The sequence below is a fragment of the Streptomyces sp. NBC_01276 genome, assembly GCF_041435355.1.
Lineage (GTDB): Bacteria > Actinomycetota > Actinomycetes > Streptomycetales > Streptomycetaceae > Streptomyces.
In genome coordinates this window covers 7,371,958-7,391,912 of the sequence record NZ_CP108442.1, presented here as the reverse complement: position 1 = coordinate 7,391,912, position 19,955 = coordinate 7,371,958, and the positions used below count along the sequence as shown (strand labels likewise).

Sequence of the window (19,955 nt, the reverse complement as noted above, 5' to 3'; positions counted from 1 at the left end):
GGCGGTTGCCTGGGCCGTTGTGGTCCAAGAGGGTCGAGTACTGCTCGTAGAGCGAATCCGACGCGAACCGCAAGGGTCACTTCCCGGGGCGTGAATGAGCCATCGGCCATCAGGTGGTGGTAGGGCACACAGGACGGCATCTGATTGTGATGGCCCGCCACATATGCCGCTGACCTGGTGGCTTCTACGTTGTGGCCACACCCGACGTCCCCGCAGACCCTCTGGAAGTGGTGCACATGGTCTCCCCCGCAGCGAGCAGAACGAGCCCGTCCGGCATACGCAGGATCGTCGCCGCGAGCCTCATCGGGACCACCATCGAGTGGTACGACTTCTTCCTCTACGGATCCGCCGCCGCGCTCGTGTTCAACACGCTGTTCTTCCCCTCCAGCGACCCTCTTGTGGGCACCCTGCTGGCCTTCCTCACCTACGCCGTCGGGTTCGCCGCGAGGCCGCTCGGCGGGATCGTCTTCGGGCACTACGGCGACCGGATCGGGCGCAAACGGCTCCTGGTGCTCAGCCTGTTGATGATGGGCGGGGCGACCTTCGCGATCGGGCTGCTGCCGACGCACGCGAGCGTCGGGGCCGGGGCGCCCGTGCTGCTGACCGTGCTGCGGCTGGTGCAGGGGTTCGCGCTGGGCGGGGAGTGGGGCGGGGCGGTGCTGCTGGTCGCCGAGCACGGGGACGACCGGAGGCGGGGTTTCTGGGCCTCCTGGCCGCAGGCCGGCGCGCCCGGCGGGAACATGCTCGCCACCGGGGTGCTGGCGTTGCTGGCCGCCGTCCAGTCGGACGAGGCGTTCCTCGCCTGGGGCTGGCGGATCCCCTTCCTGCTGTCCGGGGTGCTGGTGGTGATCGGGCTGTGGATCCGCGTGTCGGTCTCCGAGTCGCCCGCCTTCCTGGAAGCGCGGGCCCGGGCCGAGGCCGAGGAGGCCGCGGGGGCCAGGCAGCGGCCGCCGGTGGTCGAGGTGCTGCGCACCGGCCGGCGCGGAGTGCTCACCGCGATCGGGGTCCGGCTCGGCGAGAACGTCTCGTACTACGTCCTCACCGCCTTCCTCCTGGTCTACGTCACCGCCCACCTGCACCTGCCGAAGGCCGACGCCCTGAACGCCGTACTGATCGGCTCGGCCGTCCACTTCGTCGCCATTCCGGCCTGGGGCGCCCTGTCCGACCGGATCGGCCGGCGGGCGGTGACCCTCGTGGGGTCGGTCGGCATGGCGGGCTGGGCGTTCGCCTTCTTCGCCCTGCTGGACTCGCGCTCGTTCCCCGTGATCGCCGTGGCGGTGACCGCGGGGCTGCTGCTGCACGGGGCGATGTACGGTCCGCAGGCGGCCTTCATCTCGGAGATGTTCGACACCCGGGTCCGCTACTCGGGTGCCTCGATGGGGTCGCAGCTCGCCTCCATCGTGGGCGGGGCGCTCGCCCCGATCATCGCCGTCGAACTCCTCAAGGACTACGGGTCCTCCGTCCCGGTCTCCCTGTACGTGTGCGCGACGGCGCTGGTGACCACCGTGACGGTGCTCTTCGCCCGGGAGACCAGGGGGCGCAGCCTCACCCGGTCGGCGTCCGGACCGGCGTCGGGGTCCGGATCCGCGTCCGGACCCGTCCGGGCCGGCCTCGGCGGCTGACGGCGCCCGAGCCCGCGCACGTAAGCTCACCGGCATGACGGACCCCACCGCCGGACGGACCGCCCTGCGCGACCTGCTCGGGCTGCTGGCCCGGGGCGCGCCGGCGGAGGACTTCGCGCGGCCGGCCGCGGCCGCCCGCTCCGCCGGTGCGTGCGCCGCGGAGCTGGCGGTCGTGGAGGAGGCCACGGCGGTGGCGCTGGAGGTGCACCGGACGCTGCTGCAGCACCGCACGCGCGAGGCGGAGCTGACCGCGCTGTTCGACACGGCGGGCGACCTCGCGGCGCTGCGGGACCTGGACGCGGTGCTGCGGGCGATCACGCACCGGGCCAAGCAGCTGCTGCACACCGACGTCACCTACCTCTCCCTCAACGACGAGGCGGCGGGCGACACCTTCATGCGGGTCACCGACGGTTCGGTGTCGGCCGCCTTCCAGCAACTGCGGCTGGGGATGGGCGAGGGGCTGGGCGGTCTCGTGGCCCAGACGGCCCGCCCGTACGCGACCGGGGACTACCAGAGCGACCCCCGCTTCCGGCACACCGGTCCCATCGACAGCGCCGTCGCCGAGGAGGACCTGCGGGCGATCCTGGGGGTGCCGTTGCGGCTGGGCCCGAGGGTGATCGGGGTGCTGTTCGCCGCCGACCGCAGCCCGCGCGCGTTCTCCGCGCGCGAGGTGGCCCTGCTGTCCTCGCTCGCCGACCACGCCGCGATCGCCATCGACGGCGCCCGGCTGCTGGAGGAGACGCGTCAGGCCCTGACCGAGCTGAACGCCGCGTCGCGCACCATCCGGGAGAACAGCGACGCGCTGCGGCGGGCCGAGGAGGCGCACGACCGGCTGACCGGTCTCGTCCTGCGCGGCGGGGACATCACCGAGGTCGCGGCGGCGATCGGCACCCTCCTCGACGGCGGCACGCTGATCCACGACGCGGACGGTGTGGAGCTGGCCCGCGTACGGTCGGTCCCTCGGCCGCCGACCGCGCGGGCCGTGGTCGCGTCGCGGAGCAGCGGGCGGGCGGTGCCCCTGGAGGGGACCTGGGTGTGCGCCGTGCTGGCCGGCCCCGAGCTCCTGGGCAGCGTCACCCTCACCGGCCGGGCCGGTCTCGACGACGCCGGACGGCGCCTGTTCGAGCGTGCCGCGACGGTCACGGCGCTGCTGCTGCTCCTGCGTCGTTCGGTGGCGGAGACAGAGGACCGGATACGCGGGGAGCTGCTGGGCGACCTGCTCAGTCCGTCGGCGGATCCGGCGGGCCTGGCGGTGCGGGCGCGTCGGCTGGGGGTGGACCTCGGACGTCCGCACGCCCTCTTCGTCCTGCACAGCGCGGTGGCCCCGCGCCCGCGGCTGCTCGCCGCGGCGGCTCACCGGGCCCGTGAGCGCAGGGGTCTGGCGGGGGTGCACCACGACCACGTCGTGCTGCTGGCGCCCTCGGATTCGCAGGGTGCGGATGCCCCGGCGCTGGCCGCCGCGCTGGGGCGGGCGGTGGGCGGCCCGGTCACGGTCGGGGCGGCGCGCGCCGACGGCAGTCCCTCGGCCCTGCCCGCCGCGCACGCCGAGGCCCTGCGCTGCCTGTCCACGCTGCGCGCGCTCGGGAGGGACGGGGACGGCGCCGCGCTCACGGAGCTCGGGTTCCTCGGCGTACTGCTGGGCGACCGGCCGGACCTGCCGGCCTACGTCCGGGACGTCCTCGGGCCGTTGCTGGAGTACGACGCCCGGCGCGGCAGCGACCTCGTCCACACGCTGCGGGTCTACTTCGCCTGCGGCATGAGCCAGGCCAGGGCCAAGGACGCCCTGCACGTCCACGTGAACACGGTCGTCCAGCGCCTGGACCGCGTCGGCCGTCTGCTGGGCCCCGGCTGGCAGTCGCCGGACCGGAGCCTGGAGCTCCAACTGGCCCTGCGCCTGCACCAGGTGTCCGGCGGGGCGGCCGCGGAGCCGTCCCCGCAGTCTCCCTCCTGACCTCCTCGACAGCGTGTTGACAGGGCTCCCCCCTGAGTCCATGATTCCACTAGTTATCTAGTGGACTGAAGGAAAGGGGGAAGCTGTGCGAGGCACGACCACCTCCGGCGCGGCGGACGCCCGATGGGCCCTCGAAGCGTGCGGGCTCGGCAAGAAGTACGGGCGGCGCTGGGCCCTGAAGGACTGCTCCTTCCGGGTCCCGGCGGGCCGCATCGCCGCGCTCGTCGGGCCCAACGGCGCCGGCAAGAGCACCCTGCTGAACCTGGCGACCCGCCTGGCCGAGCCCTCGGCCGGCGAGCTGCGGATCTTCGGCGCACCGGCCGACGAGCCCGGCACCATGGCCCGGTGGGCCTACCTCGGGCAGGACAAGCCGCTGTTCAAGAGGTTCACCGTGGAACAGACCCTGCGGATGGGCCGGGAACTCAACCCGGGCTGGGACCAGCAGGCGGCCGAGCGGATCGTCCGGTCCGGCCAGGTACCGCTCGGGGCCCGGGTCGAGACCCTGTCGGGCGGCCAGCGCACCCGCGTGGCCTTCGCGCTCGCCTTCGGAAAGCGGCCCGAACTCCTGCTGCTGGACGAGCCCATGGCCGATCTGGACCCGGTCGCCCGGGACGAGATCGGCGCCCTGCTGCTGTCCGAGGCCGCCGAGCACGGAACGACCGTCCTGATGTCCTCGCACCTGCTCAGCGAGATCGAGGACATGTGCGACTACCTCCTCGTCCTCGCCGACGGCCGTGTCCGCATGGCGGGTGAGGCCGACGAACTGGTGCCGATGCACACGCTGGTGACCGGAGTGACCGATGAGGGCACCCTGCCCGCGGCCCTGAACGCCCACACCGTGATCGAAGTACGCACCTCCGGGCGGCACTTCACCGCCCTGGTCCGACGTCAGGGACCGCTGGAGGGCGCGTGGCAACTGTCCGAACCCGGGATGGAGGAGGTACTGCTCGCCTACCTCCGCTCCCCCGCGGCCCCCGCACTGCTCTCCCCCACCGCCGCCCCCGACCACCGAGAGGAGTCCGCCGCATGAGCACGCTCACCCAAGGCGCTTCCGGCAGGCGTGCCGCGTCCGTCCCGACCCGCAGGCTGCGCGGACTCGCCTGGCTCATGGCCCGCCAGCACCGTACGGCCCTCATCGCGTGCGCCGCGGCCACCGTCCTCGGCGCGGCCTGGATCGTGTACCAGCGCGGAGCGATGCTGGACGCCCTGCACGGCGCCGGCTGGCCCGGGAAGCCCGGGGCGGAGATCGACGGAAACGTCGTCAACGCGATCACCAACGACCTGAATTCCGCGGGCAGTTCGCTGGCCTTCCTGCCCGTGCTGCTGGGCGTGTTCCTCGGCGCGCCGCTGATCTCCGCCGATCAGGAGAACGGCACCGCGCGGCTCGTCACGACGCAGTCACTCTCCCGCACCCGGTGGCTGGTGTGGAAAGTGGGCTTCGCCCTGACCCTCGCCGCCGTGACGACGGGCGTCCTGGGGCTCTTCTACGCCTGGTGGTGGCGCTCCGCCGGCCCGTTCGCGGCCAACGACTGGCTGAACCACCCGGTGTTCGAGGTCACCGGCCCGGCCGGGGTCGCCACTGCCCTGTTCACCACCTCCCTCGGGATCCTGGCGGGGGCGCTGCTGCGCCGCACCGTGGCCTCCATGGCCGCCACCTTCCTGGTCTCGGGCGTCGCGGTCATCGCGGCGGGGGTCTTCCGGACCCGGCTCGACTCCCCCAGGCGGCTCACCTACCCGCTCACCGCCGAACGGCCCGCCCTGCTCGACCACGTGGTCGTGGTGGACGAGTGGTTCGCGACCGCGTCCGGGAAGCTCTACGGCTGGGGCACCTGCGCGCACGACAGCGCGCCGGAGAACTGCCGGAGCGCTCTCGGCATCGTCAACCGGGTGGCGGACCACTACACCAAGGACCAGATGGCGGGCATGCAGTGGGCCGCCGCGGCGGGGTTCGTCGCACTCGCCGCCGCGCTCGTCGGCGCGCTCCTGTGGCGGGCCCGGCGCCGCGCCCTGTAGGCCGCCGCGGGCCGGGGACCGCCGCGGGCCGCCGCGGCGGCGTCGAAGCCCTAGGCTGGAAGAACCCACGAAGGATCAAGGAGGCGGGCACCGTGGTCGTGTTTCGCATCGAACGCCGCAGCGGCATGCCCGCCTACCTCCAGATCGTCCACCAGGTGGAGCAGGCGCTCCGCATGGGCGCCCTGACCGAGGGGGACAAGCTGCCCACGGCGGCACAGGTCGCCGCCACCACCAAGGTGAACCCGAACACCACCCTCAAGGCCTACCGCGAACTGGAACGGCTGGAGCTGGTCGAGGTGCGGCAGGGGTCGGGCACCTTCATCACCCGCTCGCTGGCCACCCCGCAGACCGCACCGGAGTCCCCGTTGCGGGGCCGGCTCGGGGAGTGGATGCGGGAGGCGCGGGAGCAGGGGATGACGGCGGACGACGTCACGACGCTGTTCGACACCGTGCTCGGGGAGGCCTACCCGGGGATCACGCCCCGGCCGGCGCACATCCCCACGAGCTGACCGGGCAGAGGCCTCCGGCGGTGCCGGGTCAGTAGGTGTAGCTCAGGCCCGACTTGTACGGGGTCAGGGTCCGCGAGCCGACCACGCCGCGAAACTGGTACCAGCCCCACTTCTTGCACACCGTCTGGTAGCTCAGGGTGTTGTAGGACCCCGAACCCACCCGCACGCGCGGGTAGATGACGTTGTCGCCCCAGTCACCGCCGGCCGGACCGCTGGAATAGGCGTCCACCGCCCAGTAGACGCCGATCACGGACCCTCCCCCCGGGCAGTTCCAGTCGCCGAAGTTGACCCAGACGTTCCCGCCCGACCAGGCACTGGCCGGAGCGGCCGTCAGCCCGACCACCCCCAGCGCCATGGCCGAACCCACCAGCACTGCACGGGATTTACGCAGCAGTGATCCACGCATGAGACCTCCCCGGTGACGGATGCGCGCGCTCTCGCCTCGCGTGCGCAGCAGACTCCCACACGATCCGGCCGATCGTCCGACTTTCGATGGAACACCGCAGAAGTCGAACCATCAGCCGACAAATGGGTGTTCGGTACCGGCTGGTTTCCGCTGGTCAGACCGCCAGCGCGGTGGTGACCACCAGGGGCGGCCGCTCGCGCTCCGCCGTCCAGTGGCGGGCGCGCAGGAGGTCCGGGTCGGCGAGGGACTGCGCCTCCTCCACCGTGGGGTGCTGCTGGACGACCTCGCGGAAGCCCGCGCCCTCCAGCAGTTCCGGATAGATCCCGGGGGGCCAGGCGTGATTGCGCACCTCCTGCCAGGTCCCGTCCGTGCGCCGCAGCCGTACGGTCAGCTCGTCGCCCGGTCCGTACACCTCGCCCGGCTCGCCGATCCTCAGGGAGGCGTACTCCCGGCCGGTGCAGGCGGGATCGGTGGCCAGCAGGACGCAGGGGGCGCCGGGGCGCAGCAGGCGGCGGATCTCGGTGAAGACGCCGAGGACGGCCTCTTCGTCGGGCAGCGACGCGATCACGTGGTTGCACATCACCGCGTCCGCGCAGCCGTCCGCCAGGCCGGTCGCCCGCCCGTCCTCGACCAGGTGGAACTCCACCACGGCGGTGTCCGCGGCCCGGGCCAGCGCCAGCATCTCGGGCGAGGTGTCCACTCCCACCACCCGGGCTCCCAGCACCCGGGCCGCGCGGTCGGCGACCGTGCCCGGGCCGCATCCGTAGTCCACGAGGACGTCACCGCCGCGGATCCTGCGGGCGAGGGCCCGGAAGACGAACGGATAGCCGAGCAGCCAGTCCGTGGCCGCCTCCACCGCCGCGAAGGCCTCCGCACCCGCCCGTCCGGACCACGCGGGGTCCCCGGTCCCGCCCGCCTGTCCCCTCTTGCTCGACCTGTCGTTCACAGCCCCACTATCGGCCCATCGGGGCCGCGCCGCCGGGCTACGACACGGTGTCCCCTACCGGCGGCGCCGTCCGGGCGAGCAGCAGGTCGCTGAAGTGCTCCATGGCGATGCCCCCGCCGTGCGCGTCCAGCACCCCGGCGGTGTCGGCCAGGACCCGCTCACGGTGGTCCGGGGACAGGACCCGGTAGCGGGAGAGGGAGGCCAGGTAGCCCAGGTAGCGGTCCGTGTCGTAGTAACGGTCCTCGCGGAAACGGACCTCGCACAGGTCCGTGAACCCTCCGTGGGCCCGGCACTCGGCCGCCGGCCAGCCCGGCGTCCCGGCCCAGTCGCCCGGTGCCCGACCGTAGGAAGAGGCGAGTTCGCCGTGCGGCGCCCCCGTCATCCCGTGGCGGGCGTCGACCTCGGCCAGCGCCGTGTGCAGCCGCGGGTCGCGCACCCCCTGCGGGTTCCAGAACAGGGCCAGCGCGCCACCCGGGTCGAGCGCCTCGCGGGCCAGGTCCAGGCGTCGCGCCGGATCGAGCCAGTGCCAGGAGGTGGCGGCGTACAGGAGCCCGAAGCGGCGCCCGTCGCGCCGCCATTCCTCGAACCCGCCGGCCTCGACCCGTACCCGGGGGAAGCGGGCGGTGTTGCGGCGCAGCACCTCGGCCATGCGCGGATCGGGTTCCACGCAGACCAGCGCGGTGCCCGCCTCGGCGAACGGCACCGTGGCCTTGCCCGTGCCCGCGCCGACCTCCAGCGCCGGGCGCTCCCCCGGCTCCGCGTACTCCAGCACCCGGGCCACCAGCGCGTCCGCGTACCCCGGGCGGGAGGCGTCGTAGAGTTCGGCGACCTCCCCGAACACCTGGGCACGCGCCCTGTCGACCCGTCCCTCCCTGTCCGGCCCCGCCCCGGTCTCCTTCGCCATCCCCATCCCCGTTTCCGTCCCCATCCCGGTGCCCGCTCAACTCTGCCGATCGGCAAGGCGTCACCCTGGTCCCAGGGTGCCGGGTCGGATGGTGCGCGCGACCATGGGGGTATGGACACGGCCCTGAGCGGGATCAGCGTCCCGGGGCGGCTGGCGGCCGAGGACGAGGACATCGGGGCCGAGGAGCTGGCGCTCGCCGCCCGCAACCACGGGCTGCCCCTGGAGGCCCTGCGCTACGAGGTCACGCCGGCCGGCCTGCACTACGTACTGGTGCACTACGACATCCCGGCCGCGGACCCCGGCGCCTGGCGGCTGACGGTCGGCGGCCGGGTCCGCCGGCCGCTGGCGCTGGACCTGGCGGCCCTGCGCGCGCTGCCGGCGGTGACGCACCGGGTGACGATGGAGTGCGCGGGCAACGGCCGGGCACGGCTGCTGCCCCGGCCCGTCAGCCAGCCCTGGCTGGTCGAGGGGGTGGGCACGGCCGACTGGACCGGGGTGCCGCTGCGGACGGTGCTCGCCGAGGCCGGGGTGGGGCCGGAGGCCGTCGAGGCGGTGTTCACGGGGGCCGACCACGGCGTGGAGCGCGGGGTCGAACAGGACTACGCGCGCAGCCTGCCGGTGACCGTCGCGGCCGGCACGGACCCTGAGGTGCTGCTCGCCTACGCGATGAACGGCGAGCCGCTGCCGCCGCAGCACGGGTTTCCGCTGCGGCTGGTGGTGCCGGGCTGGTACGGGATGGCGCACGTGAAGTGGCTGCGGGAGATCACGCTGTCCGACGTGCCCTTCGAGGGCTTCCAGCAGGCGGTGGCCTACCGCTACCGGCGCGACCCCGAGGACCCCGGGGAGCCGGTGACGGTGATCGCGCCGCGCGCCCTGATGGTTCCGCCGGGGTTCCCCGACTTCATGTCCCGCCTGCGCGTCGTGCGCGCGGGCCCCGTACCCCTGGAGGGGCGCGCCTGGTCGGGGCACGGGCCGGTCACCCGCGTCGAGCTGAGCTGTGACGGGGGCCGGACGTGGGCGGACGCCGCGGTGGAGCCGGGTGTGCGGGACGGCCGGGCCCGCGGGGCGTGGCAGGCCTGGCACGGCGTGTGGAGGGCCGTGCCGGGCCGGTACGTCCTGATGGCGCGGGCGACGGACGCCGCGGGCCGCACCCAGCCGCTCGGACAGGTGTGGAACCGCGGGGGCTTCGGCAACAACGCCGTCCAGCGGGTGCCCGTCCTGTGCCGCGGGTGAGCGCCGCGGCGGGCGCCGGCCTCACTCCTCGGGGCCGTCGAGGGTCCAGGCGGAGTGGTGCGCGGTGAACCCGACCCGGGGGTAGTAGTCGACGGCCGCCGGGGCGGCGAGCAGGATGATCGTGGCCTGCGGGGCGGCTTCGCCGGTGACCCGGATCAACTCGCGCCCGACGCCCTTGGACTGGTGGGCGGCGTCGACGGCGAGATCGCTGAGGTAGGTCGCGTACGCGCCGTCGGTGACCGACCGGGCAATGCCGATGAGACGTCCCTCGTCGGTGCGGGCCGTGACGACCAGGTTGGCGCCGGCCAGCATCCGCGCGAAGCGTTCCACGTCGTCGACCGGGCGGCGCTCGGCGAGCGTCGACGCCCGGTAGAGGCCGATGACCTCATCGACGTCGAGGGCGGATCCGACGACGCGTTCACAGGACCACATGCGGCTGACTCTCCTCGGTGCACGGCGCCCGCGCGGGCGCGGGCTTTCGATCATGATCGTACGAGCTGCCGGCCGCGCCCGGCATCGCCCCCCCGGCCGCCCCTGACGCCCCTGCCTCAGAGCAGACGGGCCATGCCCACCGACGCCGGCGCCGGATCCACGAAGCCGAACTTCGCGTAGAGGTGCCGGGCGTCGCCGTCGGCCATGAGGGACACGTACGTCCCCTTGGGCGCGCGCCGCTCCAGTTCGGCGGTGAGCTCGGCCATGATCAGCTTGCCGAGGCCCTGCCCCTGGTGCTCCGGGAGGACACAGATGTCGACGACCTGGAGGAAGCAGCCGCCGTCGCCGACGATCCGCCCCATGCCGACGGTGTCGCCGTGGTGGGCGACGGTGACGCAGTACCAGGAGTTCGGCAGCCCGATCGCCGAACCCTCGACGCTCTTGGCGCCGAGCCCGGTCGCACCGCGCAGCATCCGGTAGGTCGCGACGTCCGGAACGCCCGGCAGGATCTCGTAGGCGGCGTTCTCGTTCCCCGTGGTCATGTCTTCGCCTCGCATGTGTCCGTGAAGGTGCGGATGGGAGTTGTCGGTCGTGGCGAGCGTCTCACGGAGCACTGACAACAGGCTGGGCCGTCTCCGCCGGCGCCGGACGCGCCTTCGTGGCGGGCCCGCGCAGCCGGAGGGCGAGTGTCGCGCCGAGGGCGGCGGCCACCGCGATCAGCGCCCCGGCGAGCAGCGTGGGCCCGTCCGGGGAGGCCGGCGGTACGCCCCTCTGCGCCTGCCGGACGAGCAGCGCCAGCACCGCCGCGCAGGTGGCGCCGGCCACCAGCGTCAGCCGCAGCCGTACGCGTTCGTCGCGCAGCCGTGCGTACCGGGCGGCGAGCGCCGTCAGGAGCAGGACGAACAGCGGCAGCAGCTGGAGGGCGTGCATCCCGAAGAAGTGCGGGACGCGCAGGTCGCCACCGGTGGTCGACCATCCCGTGAGCGGCATTCCCGGCCCGCCGTCGGGTACGCCCACCGCGTGCGCACCGGTCACGGGGGGCGCCCCGTCCCGGGCGGCGGCCAGCTGTCCGGGAGTGGCCGGGGTCATCAGGAAGCCCACCGCGGCCCCGGCCAGGGCGAGGAGCGCGGCGATCCGGATCGCCCAGGCGACGGCGCGGTCGGCGAGGGGTGCCCGGAACAGCAGAACCGCGATCACCAGGGTCGCCGTCCACAGCACCACGACGGTCCCGGCCATCGTGTCGTACAGGCGGGCATCGAAGGGCGTGGCCCGGTTGAAGTGGCTCTGGCGGCCGCGCACCACCTGCCAGGTGATCAGCACCATCTCCACGGCGCTGGCCGCCGCCACCACCGTGCCCGCCCAGCGGGCCGGCCGCCGCAGCCGGGGCCGGGCCTGCTCCAGCAGGGAGATCATCCAGGCCAGGCTCAGGGCGTAGGCGACGAAGGAGAGCGCGAACTTGAGGGGCTTGGCCCAGATGGGGGCGCCCAACAGGACCCGGCCGTCGACGAGCAGCCCCACGGTCGAGCCGACCGCCCAGACGGCCATCAGGCCCGCGAAGAGCACCAGCGGGCGGTGCCAGGTCCTTAAGGAGGAGAACGTCATGGAAACCCCAGAAGAGAATGGATAGCGGCACTTACCGCTATCCGGTAGCGCCACTATCTATGATTCGGGGGACGGCGGCAAGGGTTCACGACGGAGGGACGGCGCGAGGATGCGCATCGGCGAGCTGAGCGCACGGACCGGGGTACCGGTACCGACGATCAAGTACTACGTACGGGAGGGGCTGCTCCCGGCCGGTGAGCTCAGCAGTCCCAACCAGGCGAGCTACGGGGACGCCCACGAGCGCAGGCTGCGGCTGGTCCGCGGCCTCCTGGAGGTCGGCGGGCTCTCCCTGGCCGCCATCCGCGAGGTACTGGCGGCCGTCGACGACACGGAGCGGCCCGTCCACAAACTCCTCGGGGCGGTGACGGACCGGCTGGTGCCGGAGCACGGAGGGGAGGCGGACGCCGAGACCGTCCTCGCACGCGAGCGGGTGGCCCGGCTCATCGAGGCGCGCGGCTGGCGGGCGTCCCCGGACTGCCCGGCCGGCGAGGCCCTCGCCGCGGCCCTGGCGGCCCTGGCGCGGGCCGGGCACGCCGGCTTCGCCGGAGTGCTCGACACCTACGCCGAGGCGGCGGCGCAGGTGGCGGGCGCGGATCTCGCGTCCCTGTCCGGCAAGACCTCCCGTGAGGACCTCGTCGAATCGGTGGCCGTGGCCACGGTCCTGGGGGACAGGATGTTCGCGGCGCTGCGCAGGCTGGCGCAGACGGACGCCTCCGCCCGCGCCCAGGAGGCGTCCGGGGTCAGCGGGTCCGGGTGACCACCGGATCGTCCAGGAGCCCGGGGCCGTTGTTGCGGACGCTGTTGACCGCGGTGCCGACCGCGCGGACCTCCAGGCGGCCTTCGGCGGGGGTGGCGAGGAGGGTGCGCAGGGCGTGCGGGTCCCGGTGCCCGGGGTCCAGCCAGGCGTCGTAGTCGGCGGGGGCGAGGGCCAGCGGCATCCGGGGGTGGACCCGGCCGGCGGCGTCGGTGGCCTCGGTGGTGATCACGGTGCAGGTCGCCCACCAGGCGGCCGGGTCGTCCCCGTCCGTGACGGCGGGGTCGCGCCAGAACTCGTACAGGCCGGCCATCGCCATCACGGTGCCGTCCTGCGGGCTGATGAAGTAGGGCTGCTTGTACGCCTTGGCGGTGGCGGTCGCCGGGACGGCCTGCCACTCGTAGAAGCCGTCGGCGGGCAGCAGGCAGCGGCGTGTGGCGTAGGCGCGGCGGTAGGCCGGCTTCTCGGCGACCGTCTCGACACGGGCGTTGATCATCCGCGCCGCGCCGCCCGGGTCCTTGGACCAGGACGGCACCAGCCCCCAGCGCAGCGGCCGCAGCCGGCGTTCCAGGAGCCCGGTCTCGCGGTCGGCGCGCTCCAGTACCGCCCACACGGGATCGGTCGGGGCGACGTTCCAGCTGGGCGGGACCACCGCGTCGGGGCCCGGCGCGGCGGCCCCGAACAGGCCGGTCAGGTCCTCGGGGCTGCGGGTGGAGACGTATCGGCCGCACATGCCTCCAGCCTGCCACTCGGACCGCCGCCGGACGGGGCGGCGCGGAGCCTCACTCCCTTCGCAATCTCGACTCCGGCCGCTCCCGGGCGACCGGGCCCGCGTCCCCCGGTGGGTGGGGCTATGCGGCGGCGACGGCGGGCAGGACGTCCAGGCGGGCCGCCCGACGGGCCGGGCGCAGTCCTGCGAGGACGCCGGCCGCCGGTCCCGCCAGAGCGACCACCGCGAGCTGCGCCGGAGGCGCGGTGAAGGCGAGGGCGTCGTCCCCCGCGCCCGCCGAGGCCGTCACCAGGACCCAGCCGAGGAGGACGCCGAGGAGCAGGCCGCCCGCCGTGCCGAAGGCGGCCACCAGCACCGACTCCCAGCGGACCATCGCCCGTAGCTGGGCCCGGGTCTGGCCGACGGCGCGCAGGAGTCCCAGTTCGCGGGTGCGTTCGTGCACCGCGAGGGTGAGGGTGTTGGCGATGCCGAGCAGGGCGATGAGCACGGCGAGGGCGAGGAGGGCGTAGACGAGGGTGAGCATCATGTCGATGCCGCCCGCCGAGGAGGCGGCGTACTCCGCCCGGGTCTGGACCTCCGGGCCGCCGTACCGGGCGGCCGTACGCTCCACCGCGGCCGCGCCGTCCGCCGCGGACACCCCGTCCCGGAAGGTGACGGCGACCAGGGTGTCGGAGTCCTGGGCGCGGTGCGGGGCCCAGGCCGCACGGGTGATCAGGTAGTCGCCGGCGAGGTCGGGGCGGTCGTAGACGGCACGGACCGTGAACGGGAGCTTCTGCCCGTCGGTGAAGGCGAGTTCGAGGCCGCTGCCCGGCCGCCAGCCGTGCCGGCCGGCTTCCTTCGCGCTGACCGCGATGCCGTCCGTGCCGAGGGAGTCGAGGCGTCCCTCCACCGTGCCGAGGTCGAGGCCGACGGCGAGGGCGGCCGGGTCGGTGACCGTCAGGGCGCGGCCGGAGCCGTCGACCTCCGCGACTCCCCTGCCCAGGCCCACGGCGCTCCGCACCTCGGGCAGGGCCGCCACGGCGGGCGCCAGCGCGGGGCTGAGGCCGCTGCCGCCCGCCCCGAACGCGGGGGTGCTGATGGCGACGTCACCCGCGAAGGAGCGGGACACCGTCCGGTCCATGGTGGCCTTGAGGGAGGCCCCGAAGACGGTGAAGAGGCTGACGACGGCGACTCCGATCATCAGCGCGGTCGCGGTGGCCGCCGTCCGTCGGGGGTCGCGCGCGGCGTTGCGTCCCGCGAGGGCTCCCGGGACCCCGCGCAGCCGGCGCAGGGGATCCGCGAGGATCCGTACGGCGTACGAGGACGTCACCGGTCCGAGGACGACGAACGAGGCGGTCGCCAGGACCGCCCCCGTCCCCGACAGCCACGGCGACGGCGCGGCCGGGACCCCGGCCAGGATCGCCGCGAGGGCGGCGGCGCCGAGGACGGCGCCCGCGAGCGTGCGGGCCCGCGAGGCCCCGGAGCGGTCCACCGTGCTCTCGCGCAGGGCCGCGAGGGGTGCCGTGCGGCCCGCCCGTACGGCGGGTGCCAGCGCGGAGCCGAGGCAGACGGCGACGCCGACGCCGAGCGGGAGCAGCAGTGAGGTGGTGCTGACGACCAGGTCCCCTTCGGGGAAGGGGAATCCGAGGGCCGGGAAGAGCGCCCGGAGGCCGGCCGCGACGCCGAGGCCGCCGAGCAGGCCGCCCACCGAGGCGAGGACCCCGACCACCGCGGCCTCGGCCAGGGTGCCGGCGAGGATCTGGCGGCGGGCGGCGCCGAGGGCGCGGAGCAGGGCGTTCTCGCGGGTGCGCTGGGCGACGACGATCGCGAAGGTGTTGTGGATGCCGAAGGTGGCGACGAGCAGGGCGATCCCGGAGAAGACCAGCAGCAGGGTGGTGAACAGGCCGAGGAACCGGCCCGAGATCATCTCGGTGTTCTCCTCGACCGCCTCCTGCCCGGTGATGGCCTCGACGCCCTGCGGCAGCACCGGGCCGAGGGCCTCCACCAGTCGGCGCTGGGTGGTGCCGGGGGCGGCCCGGACCAGGAGGGAGGCCGCCCGGCCGGGGCCGGCGGTGAGGTACTTCTCGGCGTCCGCGCGGGTCATCGCGGTGTACGTGACCTGCCCCATGCCGTCGGCGCCGCCGAAGGTGGCCAGGCCGACGACGGTGACGCGGACCGGGTCGGGGGTGCGCAGCACGGTCGTGTCGCCGACGGCGAGGCCGCCCTGTACGGCGGCTCCCCGGTTGACGACGACCTCGCCGGTGCGCTGCGGTGCGCGGCCCTCGGCCAGGCGGTACGGGTTGAGGCGGGGGTCCGCGATCCAGTTCCCGGCGAGGGTGGGCGGGCCCTGACCGCCGACCGGGCGGCCGTCCTTGCCGACGAGCTGCCCGGCGCCCTGGATGTCGGGCTCGACGGCGGCCACGCCGGGGACGGCGCGGAGCCGGTCCGCGAGGTCGGCGGCGACCGTCTGGCGGCTGCCCTGGGCCTGGCCGGGGACGGTGACGACGCGCGAGCCGCGCACGACCGCGTCGGTGCCGCTCGCCGCGCCCGCGAACATGCTGTCGAAGCTCGCGCGGAGGGTGTCGCCCATGACGAGGGTTCCGGCGAGGAAGGCGACGCCGAGGAGGACGGCCGTGAAGGTTCCGGCGAAGCGGCGTCTGCGGGCGCGCAGCGAGGCGGTGGCCAGTCGCAGGGTGGTGCGGGCCGCGCTCATGACGTCCGCCTTCCGGGGCGGGCGACCGCGCCCGTGCCGCTGCGGGTGCCAGTGGCGCCGAAGGTCTCCGACGTGTCGGAGGCGCCGAGGGTGTCGGAGGTGTCGGAGGTGTCGGAGGTGTCGAAGGCTTTGAGGCGGTCCAGGACGCGGTCGGCGGTCGGGGCCGACATCCGGTCGACGAGGCGGCCGTCGGCGAGGAACAGGACCTCGTCGGCGTGGGCGGCGGCGACCGGGTCGTGGGTGACCATGACGACCGTACGGCCCATCTCGCGCACCGCCCTGCCGAGGAGGCCGAGCACCTCCTGGCCCGCGCGGGAGTCGAGGTTCCCGGTCGGTTCGTCGGCGAACACCACCTCGGGGTCGCCGGCGAGGGCGCGGGCCACGGCGACGCGCTGCTGCTGGCCCCCGGAGAGCTCGGCGGGCCGGTGGTGCAGGCGGTCGCGGAGCCCGACGACGTCGATCAGGACGTCCAGCCGGGCGGCGTCGGGCCGGGTGCCGGCGAGGTCCAGGGGGAGGGTGATGTTCTCGGCGGCGGTGAGGGTGGGAACCAGGTTGAAGGCCTGGAAGACGAAGCCGATGCGCTCACGGCGCAGCAGCGTGAGCCCGCGGTCGTCGAGGGCGCCGAGTTCGGTGCCTCCGATGTGGACGGAGCCGGAGGTCAGGGTGTCGAGTCCGGCGGCGCAGTGCATGAGGGTGGACTTGCCGGAACCGGACGGTCCCATGATGGCGGTGAAGCGGCCGGCCGGAAACGTGGTGCTGACCCCGTCGAGGGCCCGCACCTCGGTGTCGCCGCGGCCGTAGACCTTGACCGCGTCGACGACGCGTGCGGCGGCGCGTTCGCCGCCGCCCGGTGCGGTGGCGGTGGTGGCGGGGCTCATGCCGCGCCGTCCCGGAGGGAGCGGCCGAACTGCTCGTCGAGGACGGACAGCCGGCGCCAGTACTCGTCCTCGTCGATCTCTCCGGAGGCGAAGCGCCGTCCCAGGACCGCGATCGGGGAGTGCTCGCCGTACGCGGCGGCCCGGTTCTGCCACGGTCCGCGTCGGCCACCGCGCCACACGGTACGGCGCAGCACGGTGACGACGGTGATCACGACCGCCGCCCACACCAGGGGGAAGAGCAGCAGCCAGGGGGCGGGCCCGTCGTGGGCGAGGGTGGTCAGGGTGGTGTCCATGTCGGTTCGGCTCCTCGGAAGCGGGGGTCTCGTCTTGCTTCCGAGCCTCGCTCCGGGAGGGGGTCCGGGTCGTCGTACGGCCGGCTGCACCGGGGGTACTTCCCGGGGAGTACCCCCGGCGCCCGGCGCCGACGGGGTGGGCCGGGCCGTGGGCCGTAAACCGGGCAGTGGAGCTCAGCCGAGCCAGCCGGGCCGGACCAGCCCGGACTCGTAGGCCAGGACGACGAGTTGGGCGCGGTCCCGGGCGCCGAGCTTGACCATGGTCCGGCTGACGTGCGTCTTCGCGGTGAGCGGGCTGACGACCAGCCGACGGGCGATCTCCTCGTTGGACAGCCCCATGCCGACCAGGGCCATCACCTCGCGCTCCCGCCCGGTGAGCCGCTCCAGGCCCGCCGCGGAGGCGGGCTGTCTGGAGCGGGCCGCGAACTCCGCGATCAGACGGCGCGTGACGCCGGGGGACAGCAGGGCGTCGCCGTCCGTCACCGCCCTGACCGCGCGCAGCAGTTCCTCCGGTTCGGTGTCCTTGACGAGGAAACCGGAAGCGCCGGAGCGGATGGCTTCGAAGACGTACTCGTCGAGTTCGAAGGTGGTCAGCATGACCACCCGCACGGCGGACAGGGTCCCGTCCCCGGTGATCGAGCGGGTCGCGGCGAGTCCGTCGACGCCCGGCATCCGGATGTCCATGAGGACCACGTCGGGGCGCAGGGCCCGGACCAGCCGCACCGCTTCCGCGCCGTCCGACGCCTCGCCCACGACCTCGATGTCGCTCTGGGCGTCGAGCAGGGCCCGGAACCCCGCCCGGACGAGCAGCTGGTCGTCTGCGAGCAGGACGCTGATCACGGTTCCTCCTGGAGCGGGGCGGCCGTGGGCGGGAGTCTCGCGATCACCCGGAAGCCGCCGTCCGGGCGGGGACCGGCCTCGATGGTGCCACCCAGGGCGGCGGCCCGCTCACGCATTCCTGCGAGGCCGTTGCCGCTGCCGCCCGCGGGGTTCCCGGTGGCCGGGCCGTCGTCGTCCACCCGTAGTTCGAGGCCGTCCGGCCGCCAGGTGAGGAGGATGCGGGCGGTGCGCGAGCCGGAGTGCCGCACCACGTTGGTCAGGGCCTCCTGGAGGATGCGGAAGGCGGCGAGGTCCGCGCCGGGCGGCAGGGTGCGGGGCCGCCCCTCGGCGGCGGCGGTGACGGTCAGGCCGGCGGCCGCGGCCTGTTCGAGGAGTTCGGGGAGGCGTTCCAGGCCCGGGGCGGGCGCGCGCGGCGCGGCGCCGGGGGCGCGGAGGGTGTCGAGGACCTGGCGGACCTCGCCGAGCGCCTCCTTGCTGGCCGCCTTGATCGTGGTGAGCGCCGTGCGCGCCTGCTCGGGGTCGGTGTCGAGCAGGGCCAGGCCGACCCCCGCCTGGACGTTGATCACGGAGATGCTGTGGGCGAGGACGTCGTGGAGTTCGCGGGCGATGCGCAGCCGCTCCTCGTCGGCCCGGCGGCGGGTGGCCGCCGCCCGTTCGAGCCGCTCGCGGGACCATTGTTCGCGGCGGACGCGGACCAGTTCGAAGACGGCGAGCATGGCGAGGATCCAGGCGGTGATGCCCAGCTCCTGCGTCCAGGGCGCCGGGCCGTCCCCGGCGGGCGGCAGCCACCGGTAGAGCCGGTGCCCGATGAGCAGGTGGCCGGTCCACAGCAGTGCCACGGCCCCCCAGGCAGCTCTGCGGTGACCGGAGACGACGGCGGCGAAACAGGCCACGGCCAGGCTGACGAAGACGGGGCCGTAGGGGTACCCGGCTCCGAGGTAGACCAGGGTGACGGCACTCACCCCGTAGACCACGGCCACCGGGTGGCGGTGGCGCACGACCAGCAGGGCCGGCCCGAGCAGGAGCAGGATCCTGGCCCACACGTCGAGCGGCATACGACCGCTCTGCGCCTGCGCCGCCCATCCGGACCCGACCTGTGCCAGGACGGCGACGAGCAGCGCGGAGCGCAGGCCCGAGCCCCGCCCGGCTCCTTCCGCCCATCGTCGCCACGGCGGACCGTGGCGTTCGCGCTGCTGTTCCATGACCGTCACGCTAGACGTGGGCCCGCGTCACCGGCGTCACCCCGGCGTAGCGTCTTCGGCGTACTCCCCCGGTAGTACGCCCGAGTACGCCGCGCCCCTCCCCACGCGCCCCGCGGCGCAGCGCGATCCGGCCAATCCCTGATGTGCACATGACATCTCAAGACCCCTGTGGGACATTCCGTGACGCACTCCGCACCGGCCTCGCACCACACCCCCACAAGGACGTGTCAAGGAGGAGCGACATGCTGCACCTCACGCAGCCCCACCGGAAGAAGCTCGGCATCGCCGCACTGGCGCTCGCGGCCACCGTCGCCGGCGTCACGACCGCCACCGCGTCACCCACCGCCGACCAGAAGGTCGACGGTGTCATCGTCGTCGCGGGCAACACCTGCGGCTGGACCAACGCACGGGCCGACGCCAATCCCCCCGCCGCCCTCACCGTCGACCGCACCAGCATCAACAAGCCCGGCGGCAACCTCGCCTGCGACGGGAGCATCACCGCCTCCCTCAACAACAACCCCGTCTTCACCTTCGACGACACCGCCGCGACCGCCCGGACCGACCTGATCGACATCACCGGGCAGCAGAGCTTCATCTCCTGCCGGTACAAGGCCACCAACATCATGTGGGACCGCGACGGGACGACCAGGAAGTACGTCAACCGGGCCTTCACCGCCACCAAGACCTCGGGCAGCTTCCTGTGCCCGGGCTCCGTCACCACGGCGGCCGGGGGCGCCTCCATGCTCTTCCACTGACCGGCGGCCGGGCCCGCCCGCACCCGCTCGGGCCGGTACGCCGCCGGGGCGGGCGCGAGCGGGCCCGGACCGGGACCCTAAGGCAGGACCGGGACCGTACGGCCGGACCGGACCGTACGCCCGGATCGGTACCCCGCACCGCCCGAACGCTACCCCGCACCGCCCGGACCGGAACCGTGCACCGCAAGGGCCC

At 74.4% G+C, this 19,955-nt stretch carries 20 protein-coding genes; 8 read left to right on the top strand and 12 right to left on the bottom strand.

The genetic code is table 11. The features are described 5' to 3' along the window. Positions 1-236 precede the first annotated feature (236 nt). The 5 genes from OG295_RS33245 to OG295_RS33225 all read left to right on the top strand — a co-directional run bounded on the left by OG295_RS33245 (position 237) and on the right by OG295_RS33225 (position 6,095). The gene (locus OG295_RS33245) at positions 237-1,622 is read left to right on the top strand and encodes an MFS transporter (RefSeq protein WP_371680333.1); all 1,386 of its coding nucleotides are present in this window, start codon (positions 237-239) and stop codon (positions 1,620-1,622) included. 34 nt (positions 1,623-1,656) lie between these two features. Next, positions 1,657-3,573, top strand: a complete 1,917-nt coding sequence (locus tag OG295_RS33240; RefSeq protein WP_371680332.1) for a helix-turn-helix domain-containing protein — start codon at positions 1,657-1,659, stop codon at positions 3,571-3,573. Positions 3,574-3,658: 85 nt separating this feature from the next. Beyond that, on the top strand, positions 3,659-4,603 hold the full coding sequence (locus tag OG295_RS33235; protein ID WP_371680331.1) for an ABC transporter ATP-binding protein: 945 nt from the start codon (positions 3,659-3,661) through the stop codon (positions 4,601-4,603). Then, on the top strand, positions 4,600-5,586 hold the full coding sequence (locus OG295_RS33230) for an ABC transporter permease (RefSeq protein ID WP_371680330.1): 987 nt from the start codon (positions 4,600-4,602) through the stop codon (positions 5,584-5,586). The genes OG295_RS33235 and OG295_RS33230 overlap by 4 nt, the downstream gene beginning before the upstream one ends. A 125-nt stretch (positions 5,587-5,711) precedes the next feature. After that, positions 5,712-6,095, top strand: a complete 384-nt coding sequence (locus OG295_RS33225; protein WP_371681377.1) for a GntR family transcriptional regulator — start codon at positions 5,712-5,714, stop codon at positions 6,093-6,095. A 28-nt stretch (positions 6,096-6,123) separates the two neighbouring features. Here OG295_RS33225 and OG295_RS33220 read toward each other — a convergent pair whose 3' ends face one another. The 3 genes from OG295_RS33220 to OG295_RS33210 all read right to left on the bottom strand — a co-directional run bounded on the left by OG295_RS33220 (position 6,124) and on the right by OG295_RS33210 (position 8,351). Then, entirely contained in the window at positions 6,124-6,501 is a 378-nt protein-coding gene (locus tag OG295_RS33220) for a hypothetical protein (RefSeq protein ID WP_371680328.1), read from the bottom strand. Between the two features lie 154 nt (positions 6,502-6,655). Further along, positions 6,656-7,447: a class I SAM-dependent methyltransferase gene (locus OG295_RS33215; RefSeq protein ID WP_371680327.1), complete on the bottom strand. Its 792-nt coding sequence runs from the start codon at positions 7,445-7,447 to the stop codon at positions 6,656-6,658. A 37-nt stretch (positions 7,448-7,484) separates the two neighbouring features. Next, on the bottom strand, positions 7,485-8,351 hold the full coding sequence (locus OG295_RS33210) for a trans-aconitate 2-methyltransferase (RefSeq protein ID WP_371680326.1): 867 nt from the start codon (positions 8,349-8,351) through the stop codon (positions 7,485-7,487). Positions 8,352-8,462: 111 nt separating this feature from the next. Between OG295_RS33210 and OG295_RS33205 the strand changes: the two genes are divergently transcribed. Beyond that, positions 8,463-9,584: a sulfite oxidase gene (locus tag OG295_RS33205; RefSeq protein WP_371680325.1), complete on the top strand. Its 1,122-nt coding sequence runs from the start codon at positions 8,463-8,465 to the stop codon at positions 9,582-9,584. A gap of 21 nt (positions 9,585-9,605) precedes the next feature. On the opposite strand, the gene OG295_RS33200 is transcribed toward OG295_RS33205, so the two are convergent. From OG295_RS33200 to OG295_RS33190, 3 genes are all read right to left on the bottom strand, one after another. Beyond that, the gene (locus OG295_RS33200) at positions 9,606-10,016 is read right to left on the bottom strand and encodes a GNAT family N-acetyltransferase (RefSeq protein ID WP_371680324.1); all 411 of its coding nucleotides are present in this window, start codon (positions 10,014-10,016) and stop codon (positions 9,606-9,608) included. Positions 10,017-10,132: 116 nt separating this feature from the next. Next, on the bottom strand, positions 10,133-10,558 hold the full coding sequence (locus OG295_RS33195) for a GNAT family N-acetyltransferase (protein WP_371680323.1): 426 nt from the start codon (positions 10,556-10,558) through the stop codon (positions 10,133-10,135). 61 nt (positions 10,559-10,619) lie between these two features. Further along, a complete protein-coding gene (locus OG295_RS33190) occupies positions 10,620-11,618 on the bottom strand; it encodes a hypothetical protein (RefSeq protein ID WP_371680322.1) in 999 nt (332 codons plus the stop codon). A gap of 109 nt (positions 11,619-11,727) precedes the next feature. Here OG295_RS33190 and OG295_RS33185 point away from each other — a divergent pair, with 109 nt between their 5' ends. Beyond that, positions 11,728-12,375, top strand: a complete 648-nt coding sequence (locus tag OG295_RS33185; RefSeq protein ID WP_371680321.1) for a MerR family transcriptional regulator — start codon at positions 11,728-11,730, stop codon at positions 12,373-12,375. Here OG295_RS33185 and OG295_RS33180 read toward each other — a convergent pair. From OG295_RS33180 to OG295_RS33155, 6 genes are all read right to left on the bottom strand, one after another. Next, complete coding sequence (locus OG295_RS33180) at positions 12,359-13,105, bottom strand: SOS response-associated peptidase (protein WP_371680320.1); 747 nt, start codon at positions 13,103-13,105, stop codon at positions 12,359-12,361. The genes OG295_RS33185 and OG295_RS33180 overlap by 17 nt on opposite strands. A 118-nt stretch (positions 13,106-13,223) precedes the next feature. Continuing rightward, positions 13,224-15,794 carry an ABC transporter permease gene (locus OG295_RS33175; RefSeq protein ID WP_371680319.1) on the bottom strand — a complete coding sequence of 857 codons (2,571 nt, stop codon included), beginning with the start codon at positions 15,792-15,794 and terminating at the stop codon, positions 13,224-13,226. Continuing rightward, positions 15,791-16,672: an ABC transporter ATP-binding protein gene (locus tag OG295_RS33170; protein ID WP_371680318.1), complete on the bottom strand. Its 882-nt coding sequence runs from the start codon at positions 16,670-16,672 to the stop codon at positions 15,791-15,793. Before OG295_RS33170 ends, OG295_RS33175 begins: the two co-directional genes overlap by 4 nt. Then, positions 16,669-16,953 carry an SHOCT domain-containing protein gene (locus OG295_RS33165; RefSeq protein WP_371681376.1) on the bottom strand — a complete coding sequence of 95 codons (285 nt, stop codon included), beginning with the start codon at positions 16,951-16,953 and terminating at the stop codon, positions 16,669-16,671. The genes OG295_RS33170 and OG295_RS33165 overlap by 4 nt, the downstream gene beginning before the upstream one ends. A 186-nt stretch (positions 16,954-17,139) precedes the next feature. After that, positions 17,140-17,805, bottom strand: coding sequence for a response regulator (locus OG295_RS33160; RefSeq protein WP_371680317.1), 666 nt, complete (start codon positions 17,803-17,805; stop codon positions 17,140-17,142). Next, positions 17,802-19,007 (bottom strand): sensor histidine kinase, encoded by a 1,206-nt coding sequence (locus OG295_RS33155; protein WP_371680316.1) that lies wholly within the window; start codon positions 19,005-19,007, stop codon positions 17,802-17,804. The genes OG295_RS33160 and OG295_RS33155 overlap by 4 nt, the downstream gene beginning before the upstream one ends. Positions 19,008-19,249: 242 nt before the next feature. On the opposite strand from OG295_RS33155, the gene OG295_RS33150 reads away from it, so the two are divergent. Then, positions 19,250-19,762: a hypothetical protein gene (locus OG295_RS33150; protein ID WP_371680315.1), complete on the top strand. Its 513-nt coding sequence runs from the start codon at positions 19,250-19,252 to the stop codon at positions 19,760-19,762. The last annotated feature ends 193 nt before the right edge of the window (positions 19,763-19,955 follow it).